The sequence below is a fragment of the Shewanella sp. W3-18-1 genome (assembly GCF_000015185.1).
GTDB classification, from domain to species: Bacteria; Pseudomonadota; Gammaproteobacteria; order Enterobacterales; family Shewanellaceae; genus Shewanella; species Shewanella putrefaciens.
This window is the reverse complement of record NC_008750.1, coordinates 3295515-3310402: the sequence shown is the minus strand read 5'-3', so window position 1 is coordinate 3310402 and position 14888 is coordinate 3295515. Positions and strand designations below refer to the sequence as shown.

Below are 14888 nucleotides of genomic sequence, written 5' to 3'. Positions count from 1 at the left end.
CATGGAACAAATCATCAAAAAAATCGTGTTGCGATTATTCCCCGAACTCAGCGCGCAATTGCACTTACCGCGCTGGGCTAAAGTCGTTGCCTTGCCAGAGTTGCCAACAGAAGACGGCGAACGCGGCAGCGATGCGTTTTACCCACGCTATGCCGTTGACGTGCAGCTGCTAGACGAACACGGCACCGCCACCAAATCAAAAGTATTGCAAGCCGTACCATTACCGCTAAATGGTGCAGGTGATAAAGCAGGCCGACTCGAACCACCCGCTATTGGTTCCATCGTCGAAATCGCCTTTGCCTACGGCAGACCAGATAAACCCTTCATCCGTTGTGTGTTGCCGTTCGGCTGGGATCTTCCAGCCATCAAAGCGGGTGAGTCTCGCACTCAAACCCGCGAGGGCGTTTATCAGCACATAGATGACGCGGGCAACTTTGAGAATAAAACCGACGAGTCATTAACCAACATCATAGGCAAACTGGCCGATCTGCAATGCCAAACCCACAAAGTGACAGCCAGCATTGAGCAAGACCAGCGCAGCCCTAAAACGTGGATAGGCAGCGACAGCGAAAACGTGCTCAAGTTATTATCTGAACTCATGGCAACCGTTAACGCATTAGCTACCACCTGCACCAGCCATAAACATGGCAGCAGCCCAGCACCAAACGAAGCGGGTGACTTCAACAGCCAAGCATCAAAAGCCAATAGTCAGAAAGGCAGACTAGACCCCATCACCAAATAGTCGAGCCTATAAAAATTCACTTAATTGTATTTATGGCTTAATTGTTGGATAGATGATAAATTTTATTTGATACAGTAAGTTAAGTTTAATTAGCCCAATTAGGAAAACGTGCGGCGTATAATTATCAAGACGTTAGCAACTGAACCAGATTAAGTTTAGGAGTAAGAATTAATGGAGCTGGATAGAGCTGAAATTGCTAGAAAACTCAGTGAGAAGGGAGCAACACGGCCTTGCAATCGTTGCGGCCAGAATGCTTTCACTGTGCTAGAAGGATTTACCAACATCCATCTACAAAAAGATTTTTCAGCTGGGATGGTTATAGGTGGCCCGAGCGTTCCAGTAGTGCACATAGCTTGCAACAATTGTGGTGCACTCACTTCGCATGCATTAGGGGCATTAGACATGCTTCCTAAAGAGGAGGCTGCAAGTGGGAATTAACGAACCGGTTGCAAGTTTTGATATTAGTACTAGTACAGAGAGTCGCTTTGTTAATGCTCGCAGATCAAATGTGAAGACTGATCTAATTGAAATTACGGAGGATAAATTAGAGAACATTCTTCTTAAGCACTTAAAGAAAATGGAAACCAGAAAGGGATGGTTAGCACCATTGGGTTTATTAATCTCTGTTGTATTAGCGAATGTGACAGCTGCTTTCACTGCGAAGTTCGGTATTTCCGCTAGCACATGGGAAGCAGTGTTTATCTTAGGTGCTATTGGCTCAGGTATCTGGTTTATCACTAGTTTGATCGCAATGAAGCTGAATTGGAAGGAAAGCACAACTGATTTTTTAATCTCCCAAATAAAGGACTCTGAAGAGAAATAGTGCTGTCAACAAGAAAAGGCCATATTACCAAAAGTATATAATAGCAGCTTGAAAACATGGAACTGAACATGCATCCTTACACTTCATACTGATTCATCGAATAGAATTCAACACTGACTAGACGACAAAGCCCTGCCAACTGCTGGGCTTTGTCGTTCCTACAGCATAGCTAAGAAAAACTATGCGATACCAACTTATCGAGTAACTACTATTACGTCTATAACGGCCACACTGATTCAAATCAATCGAGGCCAATCGACCACGTAAAATAGCGCAACAGAGAAACCACGACACGAAATCCGCACTCTTCCTCACCCTCCTGCGGGCTTTGTATGTTAATTTTTTTTCAGTTTTAGTTTATTGCAGTTCATAGGCGCAGCCAGCGCCATTCCTAGGGGTTTTGAAGGATCAAAGATCTGAAATGATCGCGGTTTATTTCACTGTTTTACAGTTCCATACAGCGCGTTTGGTGATGGTGGAAAACATTTAAGCATTGATTTGATTGGCTTTTACGTGGATTTCGTGAGGTTTTTGCTGCTAGGATGTATCTAAGGGGAAGCGTCAAAATGATATTAATCAATAAGTTGACTAGATCTAAAACTGAAATGATTTTTTGTGTTTGATTAGCCTGAGATTTAAAGCAATAGGTAATGGGAATTGTGGGCAATGATAAATCGGTGTGGGCAATCGGTGGACAGAGCAAAGAAAAAGGGCTTAGCGTTTCCGCTAAGCCCTTGTTTTATTTGGTGGAGGCGGCGGGACTTGAACCCGCGTCCAGAACACCTACATCCAAGGCACTACATGCTTAGTCTCTCTTTTAATTAACCCGAATAAACTCCGAAAGACAGGATTTCATCGGGCGAGTCCGGTACTATTTCGCGGTTCACCCCCGGACGGAGTTCCCTCGCTATCAAATGTAAGATGACCATCTGTATACACTGCCCATTTGAGAGACCTGTGTCAGATGGCTAGCTAGCCTAAGCTGCTAGAGCGTAGTTATCGTCGTTTGCAACTATAACTGTGCGGCTTTTTACGAGGCCAACCGCCCCTCGGCATGCTCCCAGGGTTTCGTGAATCCTGTCGAATCCAGAATCGCCCCCAAGAATTTGATTGTAACTCGTAGCTTAATGATTACCTAGCATCATTTACTTCAAGTTCAATCGTTTGTTCATTATCCGTGCGTTTTTTCTTTTTTCATCACGCGGGCTTTTTCAACTTCCCATTCACGCGCTTTAGTATCTTCGCGCTTATCGTGATCTTTCTTACCTTTACCTAGGCCAATTTCCACTTTCACCCATGCACCTTTACGCCAGTACATTGAGATAGGAATAATAGAGTAGCCTTGGCGCTCAACTAAGCCAGCTAGTTTATCTAGCTCTTTACGGCTGAGTAGCAGTTTTTTCAAACGCAGGGGATCGCAGACAACGTGTGTCGATGCCGTATTCAAGGGAATAATGGTGCAGCCATGCATAAAGGCTTCGCCATTTTTCAGGAATACGTAACAGTCGGACAAGTTGACCTTACCCATACGGATAGATTTCACTTCCCATCCCATAAGGGATAGACCAGCTTCCATTTTCTCTTCGAATCGGTATTCGAAGGTTGCGCGCTTATTACGTGCGATAGTCGCAGGCGCGGCTTTGCTTGATTTTTTCTTTACCATAGTGGCGCCATTATACGCACGGTGAATCAATTTGGAATTGATATAAGGGTTTATTTGACTTATTTCAACTCTTCATTATTTTATTGCTGTTTTTTTGAACGTATCTGGTGCTTTTTGGGGGACATTTTATATCAATATTATTAATGATGGCTGCGGGCTTTGGGCAATGGGTGCGTTTTTTGTGTATCGTGATAAAATCCCGCTCAAATTTTGATTATTGCTCTTAGTTTTGATCAGTTCGTATGAATTCGTTTTATGAAGAGTGTTATGCCCTATGCCGCAAATTTCTCGAAGTGTATTAGTCCGTTTTAGTGCAATGCAAATGTATGATTTAGTTAATGATGTTGAGTCATATAAAGAGTTTTTGCCGGGTTGTGTTGGTGGTAAAGTGTTAGAGTTTGATGGTAAAACCATGTTAGCTTCGGTTGATGTGAGTAAGGCTGGTATTCGCAAAACATTTACGACTCGTAATCAAGTTGTACCGGGGAAAAGTATTGATTTAAAACTAGAAAATGGCCCTTTTAAACATTTACTCGGACAGTGGCGTTTTACGGAGTTAACCGAGGATGCTTGTAAGGTTGAGTTTGATTTAAGCTTTGAGTTCTCAAGTTCGTTGGTTGATATGGCCTTTGGTAAAGTGTTTAATGATCTTATGATGTCAATGGTGACGGCATTTACGAGCCGCGCTAAGGTAATTTACAGTGGTAAATGAAGCAGATAAGTTTGTGGTTGATGTAATTTATGCGCTGCCTACGCAACAAAAAGTTATTCCAGTGAGTATTTATCCTGGCACTTCTGCAATCGAGGTAGTGCGCCAAAGCCATATAGTGAGTTTTTTTCCTGAGATTGATTTGGATACGGTGAAATTAGGGGTGTTCAGCAACCTAGTAAAACATGACCAAGTTATTTTACCGGGGCAAAGAGTTGAAATTTACCGCCCTTTGATTGCAGATCCTAAGGATGTTCGCCGTCGCCGAGCAGATAAAGCCAAAGATGAAGGACGGGCAAATAAAGTGACAGGTGGGCGGGCTTAGGTTTATGAGTAGATACTTGCCGTTTTAATGCTAAAAAGCGCCAATAGGCGCTTTTTAGCTGGTAAAGAGGCATAAATATTACTTTATTGGTTTCTGTACCTGTGCTTCTGGCTGATTTTCTTTTACCAAAGGCTTTTCATCTGGACGTTGAACTGGGATAAGTGGATCTGTTTCTGCCACGGTTGCCATTGGTAATTTACTTTGTTCCAATGGTGTATCAAATTCTTTGCTCAGTTCATAATCACCTGTTACCGCCGTTAACTTACTTGCAGTAAAATGCAGGATCAATTCCTTGTGAGTGATGCTAGCATCACGACCACTTTTGTAGTGGTATACGTAGTACCAAGTATCATCGGCAAAGCTATCGCGCAATACAGGGCGACCAAGAATATACTCGACCTGCTCTTTAGTCATGTCTATACGTAACTTTTCAACTTGCTGCGGTTCCATATAGTTACCTTGCGGAATGTCAGGTTTATAAATCAACCAATCAAATACGCTACAGGCACTGAGCGAAACCGAGAGCGCCACAGCGCTCAGCAGGGTAAGACTTTGCTTTTTATTGATCATTGTATGCGCTACTTCTGAAAATCTGGCGGCCATAATACCCAAGCATTCCCCCTTATGACAAGGGCAATTGGTTTTTGCTGCCGTTATAGACGAATTGTGTCTGATTTCGACCTAGGTTGTGAGTGTTAGTTCTCATAATATTGAGATATTTATTTCAAAGGCTAGGGCGTGTTGACGTTTCGAGATGAACTGTTGTTACGCTCTGGTAAGCTCAATATTGCGAAACGAGGAGTGGCGTGTCGTTATTCTACAAATGACGAGTGGCTCGTATAAAAAGAAAGTAAGAACTTTGCTAGACGAATCCTTCGGGTTGCACTTGGCTGGTGTTTCTGCTGCGTTATCGTCCCTTTGTATAAAATAGCTACATAGCACGGACTTTGCTTTGCGTAAAAGCCAGTGAAATATACGTAATTTATTCATGTTATCTGGACTTTAGTGTAAGTGAGTTGTGGTTTTGTTGTGCTAAAGGGGTTAAAGTTGCGATTGTTATTTGTTTCTGTTGTGATTTCGTTTTTTGCGGGTTGGTGCGCGTTTTTGTATCCCTTTAACTATGTAGTGTTTGGCATTTCATTAACTTGTCGTTTGATTATAAATAATATGAAGTTGGGAGCATTGTGACTTGGGAACTCTTGTCTGTGTCGGAACAGGTTTGCAGCTTGCAGGGCACATTAGTGTCATTAGTCGCAGTTATATCGAGCATGCTGATATCGTGTTTTCGCTTCTTCCTGATGGTTTTTCACAGCGCTGGCTGACAAAAATCAATCCGAATGTCATTAATTTGCAGCAGTTTTATGCGCAAGATGGTGAGATAAAAAATCGCAGAGACACCTATGAGCAAATGGTTAATGCCATTTTAGAGGCTGTTAGGTCGGGTAAGAAAACCGTTTGTGCACTCTATGGTCATCCTGGAGTATTTGCTTGCGTTTCTCACTTAGCAATCTCTCGGGCGCGTGCTGAAGGTTTTTCAGCCAAGATGGAGCCGGGCATTTCTGCTGAGGCTTGTCTTTGGGCTGATATGGGAATCGACCCCGGTAACTCTGGGCATCAAAGTTTTGAAGCCAGTCAGTTTATGTTTTTTAATCATGTCCCCGATCCCACCACCCATTTATTACTTTGGCAAATTGCCATTGCGGGCGAACATACTTTAACGCAGTTCCATACCTCGAGCGACAGATTACAGATCCTCGTGGAGCAACTTAACCAATGGTATCCCCTTGACCATGCAGTGATTATTTATGAGGCGGCAAATTTGCCGATACAACTCCCCCGTATCGAACGTATACCGCTTGCGAGTTTACCCCAAGCGCACTTAACGCCAATTAGCACTTTGTTAATTCCGCCAGCAAAAAAGTTGGAATACAACTATGCTATTTTGACTAAGTTAGGGATCGGCCCCGAAGATTTGGGCTAAATTGTAGTGTGATATTGAGTCATTAATAACCAATAAGGAAAAAGTATGTCTGCATTATCGGATTTTTTTATATTGTTAGGTCAAGATGCATTGTTAATGGAAGAATACCTACAAAATCCAGAAACAGTGATGCGCGCTCATGGTTTGAGTGATGAAGAAATTGACACAGTGATGTCGGGCGATTTGGAAAAACTAAAAAGTCTGAGTGGTGATGGAAACTATAAGACATTCTTACTGGTCAATCACGGTAATAATTAATTCATCTTGAAGTCACTATTTTGCACCGCGTTAGCCATCCTAGCGTTGCTTTCTACACCTTCGATGGCTACTACAGTGGATTATGATCAAGCACTTAATGAGCTTGATGTATTGTTACAATCAGATCTTGCGGCAGCACAGAATAAATTAGCAGAGTATGAGAAGAATGTTGGTAAATTAACGGCTCTCCAATTGGGAAGGTTAAGAATTGGGCGTTCTATCAGTTATATTTTTACAGGTGATTACGCCAAAGCTTTAGAAGATTTGAATCAGGCTGAATCTTTAGTGAGCACTTCTGAACTATTGTCATCAGTCTATAGTTATAAATCAACTGCTTATATCGGTATGAGAGATTATGACAAGGCCCTATCCTCTATTTCCAAGGCGCTTGCATTAATAACGAGTATTGATGATATCAGTATTAAACGTCATGCTTATCTGCGTATTGCAAATCTTTATTATCAAATGAATGCTCTCAATGATATGGGTATCTATGCCTATAAAGTATTACAGCTAGCAAAGGTAGGCGATGTTAGGGATATTTGTCATGCAAAGGTTCTGTATGCAATTTATTTTTTAGGGGTAAAAAAGTACACAGAAGGATTTGATGCTTTCGAAGATAGTCGCCAATACTGCGAACTAAATCAATTCCCTCTGCTAGCAACAATTTCTCTTAAAGGTAAGGGCTTAGTCCTTCAGGAACAAGGTGATTATCAAGCGGCAAGGCCATTATTATTAAATGCACTTAAAGGTTATGAAGCATTTAAGTTTCAGCTAGAAATCAGTCATGTGCATGCATTGCTCGCTGAAAATTATTTTGCAACGGGTGATAGAGTTCAAGCGAAAACTCACGCCGTTAAAGTCCTCTCTTTTCCTGATGAAAATAGCTATATAGAGCATAAACATATTGCGTATCAGGTGTTTGCTGAACTGATGGCAGCAGATAAAAATTTCGAGCAAGCCTATGAATACTCAAGAAAAGAGCAACATTATAATCAGTTGATTTTTGATGAGTCCAAGATGAAGACTCTCGCTTATCAAGCTGCCCAATTTAACGCCGACGAGCAGTCGCGTGAAATCAATTTACTCAATAAAGAGCGGGAACTTTATATTGCTCAGCAAATGGTTAAAGAGCGTGAATACACTAATATGTTGATGTTTTTGACTATATTGGTAGGGGGGCTATTTTTTCTCGGCATTTTATTAGTCGTGGGAAGTTTACAAAAACGCAAGTTTATGCGGATGGCAAGAATGGATGCCTTGACGGGGGTACTCAATCGTGGCGCCGGACAAGAATTAGGTGAAAACTTATTTGTGCAGGCTACCGCGCGTGGTGGTGATTTTTGTGTAATCTTATTCGACTTAGACTTTTTCAAACGAATTAATGACTCCTATGGTCATGGGACAGGTGATTGGGCGCTGAAGAAGGTCGTTGAGTCACTTAAATCCCAAATCCGTAACGGTGATGTATTTGCTCGTATTGGTGGCGAGGAATTTGCGATTTTATTACCCTATGCTAATGAAGAAAAAGGAATGGAAGTGGCTGAGCAATGTCGGGCGCGAATAGAAGCGATTGACACCCAGCACTCTGGGCACCATTTTAACATTACTGCGAGTTTTGGTGTGAGTGGATTGATGGCAGATGATTTGAGCCTCGATCCCTTGTTGCACCGTGCGGATATGGCCCTTTATGCGGCGAAATCTAATGGGCGAAATACTGTTTATTGTTACTCTGACATATTAAAGTCAGATAAGCAGGCGACCAGTTTGGGAAATCATTTTGCCAGCATGTCGTAACCAGCATGTCGTAAGAGTGTGGACGGATTAAGTCCGGACGATTGACTACTACATTTAGAAGATTTTTTATACAGACACCTTATCTTCCTTTTTATCATTTTTCAGTAATCCCCTTTTTTATCCGTCATTCCGCAGCTAATTCCAGAATTTAAATAGTGTGATCTGGCGATCAGCTTTTCATAAAAACTACGACACCATCTTGACCGCGATCGACAGTTTTGATCTATTACTGCTATTTGACGGTCTCAAAATATGTCTACCCATCCTGTTATTAAACGCTTAGATCACCTTGGTCTCATTGCCGCCTTTTGTCACGAAATTGGCCTGCCACGGATGATAGATGCCGTTATCCCAAAATATTCTGACCACAATGTTTCTCATGGTGACGCGGTATTGGCCATGCTCCTAAATGGACTTGGCTTTCATAGCAGAACACTGCACATGTTCTCGGACTTTTTTAAGACCAAGCCTGTATCTAAGCTACTCGCCAAAGACATTGAAGCACACCACCTGACTGATGATGTACTAGGCCGCACATTAGATGCTCTATACGAAGCCGATGTCTCAGCGCTCTATCAGGTTATTGCTGAGCGTGTTGTTGATAAACTGGGCTTGACGACCGATTCTGTTCATCTTGATATCACTAGCTTCCACGTTGATGGTGAGTATGCACAAGATGAAAACACCAACGTGATTAAGCTTGTAAGAGGTTATAGTCGGGATCATAGGCCAGAGCTTAACCAAGTCGTGCTTGAACTCATCTGTGAAAACCAAGCAGGTATTCCTGTTTACATGCAAGCACTGAGTGGTAACACCAATGATGCCAAGGCATTCGCTGAAGTCACTAAAAGACACATACATTGCCTAAAAGCCGCGCAAAATAGTCGTTACTTTATCGCTGATGCCGCTTTGTACACCGAAGAAAGCATCTCCTCGCTAGATGAGCAAAATCAAAAATTCATTACCCGTGTCCCCATGACCATCAAGCTCGCAAAACAAGCACTACTTGCGCTAGAGCCAGAGCAATTAAGCACTATCGGTCATGGCTACTCAGGATGTTGGATAGACTCGGATTACGGAAAGGTCAATCAACGTTGGTTGCTCGTTCACAGTGAACAGGCCACCAAGCGGGAAGAAATCACTTTCTTCAAGAACTTAGAGAAAAACATAGCAAAAGAAATCAAAGCGTTGGAAAAGCTAAGTAAAAAACCATTCGCTTGTGAAGTTGACGCAGAATTAGCGTTTAACGATTTCAAGAAACAATGTGACTTACTTGGGTTTGAACAAGGCACTCTCATCAAACAGCCGACTTACTCTCATTCGGGCCGCCCAAAGACAGATGAAGCACCGACAGGATACCAATACTTTATCGAAGCCGCCCCCTTCACCGACCTAGAAAAAGTAAAACTGGCTAAGCTCAAAGTAGGCATGTTTATCCTCGCGACGAATGACACCGACAATGAAGCACTCACCATGGCGGCTCTTCTAGCACATTACAAATCGCAACAAAAAGTCGAGCGCGGCTTCCGTTTTCTAAAAAGCCCTGAGTTTTTAACCTCTTCCATCTTCTTGAAAAAGCCTGAGCGCATTGAAGCGTTGCTAATGATAATGACGTTGAGCTTGCTTGTTTACGCTAGTTTAGAACACAAAATCAGAGAACAACTCGCACAAACCGAAGCGTTCTTCCCAAGTATGGTAAAGAACAAGACGACCTCCAGACCGACGGCACGTTGGGTCTTCTTGCAATTCGAAGGCATAGATACGCTAGAGATTAACGGCCAAAGGTTCATCACTGGACTTCAAGATCACCAAACACAACTACTCAAATTACTCGGTAGATTCTATGAGGTAGTTTATTCCTAAATTAGCTGCGGAATGTCGGTTTTATCCCATTTATTTTTCTTAGCCTTAATTGCCTTGAGCTTGTTAACAAATTAATAAGGTATGATTAGGGATAATTGCCACACTCATGCCTAGCTTAAGGCGTGCGCCGTTATTCGATACCTATATTTTTGTTGGAGCTTTGATGGAACCGTCGAGTTTACTCACTTCTGTGCTGTTATTTTTATTAGCCGCGGTTATTTTTGTGCCTTTGGGTAAACGCTTTGGTGCCGGCCCCATCCTGTCTTATCTCGCAGCGGGAGTCATTTTAGGCCCGGGTGGTATGGCGTTAGTATCTGATCCTGCTGCGGTATTGCATTTTGCTGAGCTTGGTGTGGTGCTGATGCTTTTTGTGCTCGGCCTTGAGCTTAATCCCAGTAAATTGTGGGAACTGAGAAGTGCGATTTTTGGCTTGGGCACGGGTCAGTTGTTACTCTCATGGGCTGCTATTGGTGGATTGGCTTGGACCTTTGGTTTATCTATAGAGGCTGCTTTAGTCGTTGGCGCTGCTTTATCTTTATCGTCAACCGCTTTTGCCGTGCAATTAATGAGTGAACATCGATTATTAACAACTCCGCTAGGACGTGATGCCTTTGGTGTCTTGTTGATGCAAGATCTTGCCGTTATTCCTATGCTGTTATTAACGACCTACTTAGCACCTAATTCTGCACCAATTGAACATCATGCAGTACCTTGGTATTGGACGTGTTTGGCCTTAGTGAGTTTTGTATTAGTCGGCAAATATTTACTCCCACGTATACTTAAGTTGGTCGCAAGTAGTGGTGTACGCGAAGTGCTTACCGCTTTTGCATTATTGCTCGTCATGGGTAGTGCAGAGTTAATGGAATGGCTCGGATTATCCGCAGGTATGGGGGCCTTTATGGCGGGTATTATGCTTGCTAACTCGAGTTATCGACACCAACTTGAAACCGATATCGAACCCTTTAAAGGATTGCTGCTGGGGCTCTTTTTTATGGCTGTCGGTATGAGCATGGATCTCTCGTTACTGTTAACTGAACCACTACTTATTTTATTTATTTTAATAAGCATGTTACTTATTAAAACGATTGTTCTTATGTTGCTTGGTCGCTTACGCCACCATAAGTGGCGTCCGAGTATTGCCCTCGGTTTGATTTTGGCTGAAGGTGGTGAGTTTGCTTTTGTGTTGTTATCTCAGGCTCAGATTTCTGGCGTTGTAGGGGATAAGATCGCACAGATTTTAGTGCTTGCTATTGGTTTGTCTATGGCCGTTACGCCGATGATTTTTACGCTATTTCGTGCGACTAAAGCCAAAGTGGTGGATACAAGATTACCCGATACTATTAATGTCACCGAATCTGAGGTCGTGATTGCGGGGTTTGGCCGTGTCGGGCAAATCACGGGGCGTATATTGGCATCATCTGGGATACCTTTTGTTGCCTTGGATAAAGATGCAAGCCATGTTGATGTTATTCGTAAATATGGCGGTGAAGTCTATTTTGGTGACGCTAGGCGTTTAGATATGTTGATGTCGGCAGGAATTGCTCGCTCAAGGTTATTATTGCTTGCTGTTGATAATGTTGAGGATTCCATTGAAATAGCTCAACAAGTCAAAACTCACTTTCCTCACGTTAATATTGTTGCGCGAGCTCGGGATCGTAACCATGCTTATCGTTTGATGAGTCTTGGGGTAACAGATGTGTTTCGCGAAACCTTTGGCTCGGCTTTATCAGCCAGTGAAAAGATTCTTCAAGGTCTTGGTTTATCACAGGTGCAAGCTAATGAACGAGTTAAAATTTTTGCTGAGCACGATAAAAAGCTGGTGATTGCCAGTGCCGCTCACCAAAATGATCTGGCCACCTTGATTGATCTATCGAACAAAGGCAAGGCTGAGTTGGAATCATTAATGCGTGGCGATAGGGAAAACGTGAGCTAAGTGTTTATAGCAATAAAAAGCGACAAGAGAGCTTCACGGCTCTCTTGTCGCTTATGGGCTTAAATGAAAAGATTAGAAACTATAGCTATATTGCAGTTTCACATTGCGCTCTTCACCCGGCATTCCTCCTAAGAACATCGCTTTATTGTAATAGTCTTTATTGAATAGATTATTGATATTAAATTGGATTTTCCATGAGTCAGCAGTGTAACTTATTGCTGAATCCATCACGGTATAGCTAGGGACATAACCATCAGGAATTCCGAATGAACTTGAGTGTGTACTTCTATCATCCACATATTTAGCACCTAAACTCAGTTCAATCGGGCTTGATAATGCAAACCAGTTTGCGCCATAAGTTACCCATGCACTGGCGGTGACATAGGGAACACCTTTTTGACGGCTGTCGTAATTTGCGATGTCATTCGGGTTTTGCTTATCCCTTGCATCTTGGTACATTCCATTCAGGTTAACGCGCCATTGATCATTCAGGTGGGCATTGAGATCGAGTTCGACTCCTTGAGTATCTTCACTTCCGTCGTAAAAATACACGGGAATATTAGGGGTTAATATGCCATTGGTATAATCAGGATTGTTATAGGCGACATTAGTGCGCGAGCTTTTAAACAATACTAGTGAGCCCAGTAATTGATCCTCAAATGCCTTAAAGCGCATACCTAAATCATTGCTAATTGATTCAGAATCATCTCGGTTGGTAGCATTATCTTTTACTGCATCGAGCACACTGTAGGCAGTGCGTCCCTTTGAGTGATTGATAAAGAATGATAGATCCTCTATCGGCATGTAGGTCAAGCCTAAGTTATAGGTCATGCCGTTATCTGTGGTATCGGCCTCTGGAGTCGCTTGGGATTGGCTAATGCTATAGCGAGGATCAAGGCCTAAGTGTTCATAACTTTGTTTTATCTCATTAAAGGCAAAGCCAATCCGGGTCGTAAAACCGTAGCCTAAATAACCAACATGTTGTAATCCCAAACCCCAGGCACTGACTGTCTTGTTATAGTTAGCGGTTTTTAGTGGGTCATAGTCCTCAAATTTACCTGTGCCCCAATTCGGATGACGGATGTCATAAATATAAGGCAGAGAGCCTTGATAAGTGATTTTTCCATCTTTGTCTTTAAAGACTTGATCTGCATCGTAGATTGAATATTGCTTAAAGCGAATATTGCGATCTTCATAGTTGGCATTGATCAATAGTTCGTTGTCTATATGGCCAATTTGGAAGTCATAACGTAGGTCGGCAAAGTACTGCCACGAAGTTTCATCGGCATCAACTTTGCGGTATTCCTGTCGTCTGGCGGCAAAGGGATAAAGTACGCCATTCTCAACCAAAGGTGCGCGGGGCTCAGTGTTTATTGGGTTTTTTCCTTGCTTCCAATAAACATAGTTATAAGCACCCGTTTGGCGAGCAAAGCCTGAAGTATAATCACGATACTGCACTTGCTGATTCAAAAAGAGATTGTCGTTGAAGTAGATGTTATGGGTGAGCTTAAATCTTAATTCTTCACCTTCATTATCTTTTGCCATTGGTGAAATCAGTCCAGCATCACCAAAAGAATAAGGCGTTAGACCATCACCACTCGAGAGAGAGGCGGCCAGTTGTTGGCGTTGTTCATCGGTGAGTTGTAAACCTTTACCGCTAGGATCGTTAATTAAGTCTTGCCAAGTGACTTCTCCCGCCGTTTTTCCACCAACCGAGTCAGCATTATAAATTCGAATTGGATGGCCAATAGAGTCAACTGCAATAGCGTCTTTAATGTAAGCACCTGAAAGCATGAGATCTTGGCTATCAGTTAATACCCACTTCAAGGCGCCATACATTTCATCTCTATCTGTGCCTATATCACGGTAACCGTCACTGCGAGCGGTTTTAGCGACTAAACGGTAAGCGACATCATTTGTTAATCCCCCAGTGCTATCGAGTGCGAGTGAGTAGGTATCCCATTGACCAACTTCGGCGATAAATTTGTTTTTTGACTCGAATTGCGGTTTCTTTTCAATAAGATTGATAACGCCACCAGCACTGCCCATACCATAAAGCCCTGTAGCAGGTCCTTTTAGTACCTCAACAGATTCGACATTTGTTAATGAACGTGTTGGATTAAAAGTATTTCCAAGGCCTGCGCCACCATACATACCATCATAGGTGTAATTAGCCCCTAAGCCACGGATGACTATGTTGTCACCAATACCGTAGTTATTACCCGCTTGAGTTACGCCACTAATATTACGGATCAAATCCTGCAGATTATCTGTACCTTGGGTTTCGATCAGATCTTGGTCAACAATCACAACCGCAGCAGGGGTTTCCATGAGAGACATGTCGGATTTAGTCGCTAACCCCGAATTTTTCACCACTGAGTTCTGTCTGCCATAAACTGTGATGCGCTCAATGTTGGCTTCAGAATTGGCTGATACCGAGTTAGCTTCAGCGTATGACGTTTGCGATAAAGCGGAAAGGCAGGCGAGTGCAGTTAGTGACAAACGGAATGATTTCATTAATGGTTCCCCCAAATAAATAGGTCGCGAATAGTAATGATTTGTATTTAAGTTGGCAACATATGTTTCAGATGTCGTGGTTGAAATATGCAGTGCTGCGAATAAGTGTTACGAAAGGCGTATATTTGAGGAAGTAAAAGATGGGTGCTCGCAGAAGAAAAGCCTTATAAAAAATTGCGTCTAAGCTCCCTCCCGTTGTTATGGCGAATTTGTTTCATTTTTTTTATAAAAAAGTGATTTATTTTTTGAGTTAACCATCACATCCCACCTTGTTGAT

General features: G+C 42.6%; 12 protein-coding genes and 1 other RNA gene. 9 read left to right on the top strand and 4 right to left on the bottom strand.

Annotated elements, in window-relative coordinates:
- The first annotated feature begins 1 nt into the window (after nucleotide 1).
- Both SPUTW3181_RS14980 and SPUTW3181_RS14970 read left to right on the top strand, forming a co-directional pair.
- Nucleotides 2-742: a hypothetical protein gene (locus tag SPUTW3181_RS14980; protein WP_011790149.1), complete on the top strand. Its 741-nt coding sequence runs from the start codon at nucleotides 2-4 to the stop codon at nucleotides 740-742.
- Between the two features lie 427 nt (nucleotides 743-1169).
- Entirely contained in the window at nucleotides 1170-1565 is a 396-nt protein-coding gene (locus tag SPUTW3181_RS14970; RefSeq protein ID WP_011790148.1) for a hypothetical protein, read from the top strand.
- A 744-nt stretch (nucleotides 1566-2309) separates the two neighbouring features.
- Here SPUTW3181_RS14970 and ssrA read toward each other — a convergent pair.
- Both ssrA and smpB read right to left on the bottom strand, forming a co-directional pair.
- Nucleotides 2310-2665: a transfer-messenger RNA gene (gene ssrA, locus SPUTW3181_RS21650) on the bottom strand.
- Nucleotides 2666-2736: 71 nt separating this feature from the next.
- Nucleotides 2737-3228 (bottom strand): SsrA-binding protein SmpB, encoded by a 492-nt coding sequence (gene smpB / locus SPUTW3181_RS14965; RefSeq protein ID WP_011790147.1) that lies wholly within the window; start codon nucleotides 3226-3228, stop codon nucleotides 2737-2739.
- Between the two features lie 274 nt (nucleotides 3229-3502).
- Here smpB and SPUTW3181_RS14960 point away from each other — a divergent pair, with 274 nt between their 5' ends.
- Together SPUTW3181_RS14960 and SPUTW3181_RS14955 are read left to right on the top strand one after the other, a co-directional pair.
- Nucleotides 3503-3940: a type II toxin-antitoxin system RatA family toxin gene (locus SPUTW3181_RS14960; RefSeq protein ID WP_011790146.1), complete on the top strand. Its 438-nt coding sequence runs from the start codon at nucleotides 3503-3505 to the stop codon at nucleotides 3938-3940.
- Entirely contained in the window at nucleotides 3930-4262 is a 333-nt protein-coding gene (locus SPUTW3181_RS14955; RefSeq protein WP_011790145.1) for an RnfH family protein, read from the top strand. Before SPUTW3181_RS14960 ends, SPUTW3181_RS14955 begins: the two co-directional genes overlap by 11 nt.
- A 78-nt stretch (nucleotides 4263-4340) precedes the next feature.
- Here the strand turns inward: SPUTW3181_RS14955 and SPUTW3181_RS14950 are convergent, their stop codons facing one another.
- A complete protein-coding gene (locus SPUTW3181_RS14950) occupies nucleotides 4341-4832 on the bottom strand; it encodes an outer membrane protein assembly factor BamE (protein WP_025007415.1) in 492 nt (163 codons plus the stop codon).
- A 619-nt stretch (nucleotides 4833-5451) separates the two neighbouring features.
- On the opposite strand from SPUTW3181_RS14950, the gene SPUTW3181_RS14945 reads away from it, so the two are divergent.
- From SPUTW3181_RS14945 to SPUTW3181_RS14925, 5 genes are all read left to right on the top strand, one after another.
- The gene (locus SPUTW3181_RS14945) at nucleotides 5452-6243 is read left to right on the top strand and encodes an SAM-dependent methyltransferase (RefSeq protein ID WP_011790143.1); all 792 of its coding nucleotides are present in this window, start codon (nucleotides 5452-5454) and stop codon (nucleotides 6241-6243) included.
- Nucleotides 6244-6288: 45 nt separating this feature from the next.
- Nucleotides 6289-6501: a hypothetical protein gene (locus tag SPUTW3181_RS14940; RefSeq protein ID WP_011790142.1), complete on the top strand. Its 213-nt coding sequence runs from the start codon at nucleotides 6289-6291 to the stop codon at nucleotides 6499-6501.
- A gap of 63 nt (nucleotides 6502-6564) precedes the next feature.
- Nucleotides 6565-8298, top strand: coding sequence for a GGDEF domain-containing protein (locus SPUTW3181_RS14935; protein ID WP_011790141.1), 1734 nt, complete (start codon nucleotides 6565-6567; stop codon nucleotides 8296-8298).
- A gap of 252 nt (nucleotides 8299-8550) precedes the next feature.
- On the top strand, nucleotides 8551-10161 hold the full coding sequence (locus SPUTW3181_RS14930) for an IS1634-like element ISSpu7 family transposase (RefSeq protein WP_011787758.1): 1611 nt from the start codon (nucleotides 8551-8553) through the stop codon (nucleotides 10159-10161).
- A gap of 163 nt (nucleotides 10162-10324) precedes the next feature.
- Entirely contained in the window at nucleotides 10325-12094 is a 1770-nt protein-coding gene (locus tag SPUTW3181_RS14925; RefSeq protein WP_011790140.1) for a monovalent cation:proton antiporter-2 (CPA2) family protein, read from the top strand.
- 72 nt (nucleotides 12095-12166) lie between these two features.
- Here the strand turns inward: SPUTW3181_RS14925 and SPUTW3181_RS14920 are convergent, their stop codons facing one another.
- Complete coding sequence (locus SPUTW3181_RS14920; protein ID WP_011790139.1) at nucleotides 12167-14611, bottom strand: TonB-dependent receptor; 2445 nt, start codon at nucleotides 14609-14611, stop codon at nucleotides 12167-12169.
- Between the last annotated feature and the right edge of the window lie 277 nt (nucleotides 14612-14888).

What these genes read in the sequence shown, in the direction of transcription:
- SPUTW3181_RS14980 (WP_011790149.1), top strand. Translation starts at nt 2, where the DNA reads ATGGAACAAATCATCAAAAAAATCGTGTTGCGATTATTCCCCGAACTC.
- SPUTW3181_RS14920 (WP_011790139.1), bottom strand. Translation starts at nt 14,611, where the DNA reads ATGAAATCATTCCGTTTGTCACTAACTGCACTCGCCTGCCTTTCCGCT.
- SPUTW3181_RS14940 (WP_011790142.1), top strand. Translation starts at nt 6,289, where the DNA reads ATGTCTGCATTATCGGATTTTTTTATATTGTTAGGTCAAGATGCATTG.
- SPUTW3181_RS14925 (WP_011790140.1), top strand. Translation starts at nt 10,325, where the DNA reads ATGGAACCGTCGAGTTTACTCACTTCTGTGCTGTTATTTTTATTAGCC.
- smpB (WP_011790147.1), bottom strand. Translation starts at nt 3,228, where the DNA reads ATGGTAAAGAAAAAATCAAGCAAAGCCGCGCCTGCGACTATCGCACGT.
- SPUTW3181_RS14950 (WP_025007415.1), bottom strand. Translation starts at nt 4,832, where the DNA reads ATGATCAATAAAAAGCAAAGTCTTACCCTGCTGAGCGCTGTGGCGCTC.
- SPUTW3181_RS14935 (WP_011790141.1), top strand. Translation starts at nt 6,565, where the DNA reads ATGGCTACTACAGTGGATTATGATCAAGCACTTAATGAGCTTGATGTA.
- SPUTW3181_RS14960 (WP_011790146.1), top strand. Translation starts at nt 3,503, where the DNA reads ATGCCGCAAATTTCTCGAAGTGTATTAGTCCGTTTTAGTGCAATGCAA.
- SPUTW3181_RS14930 (WP_011787758.1), top strand. Translation starts at nt 8,551, where the DNA reads ATGTCTACCCATCCTGTTATTAAACGCTTAGATCACCTTGGTCTCATT.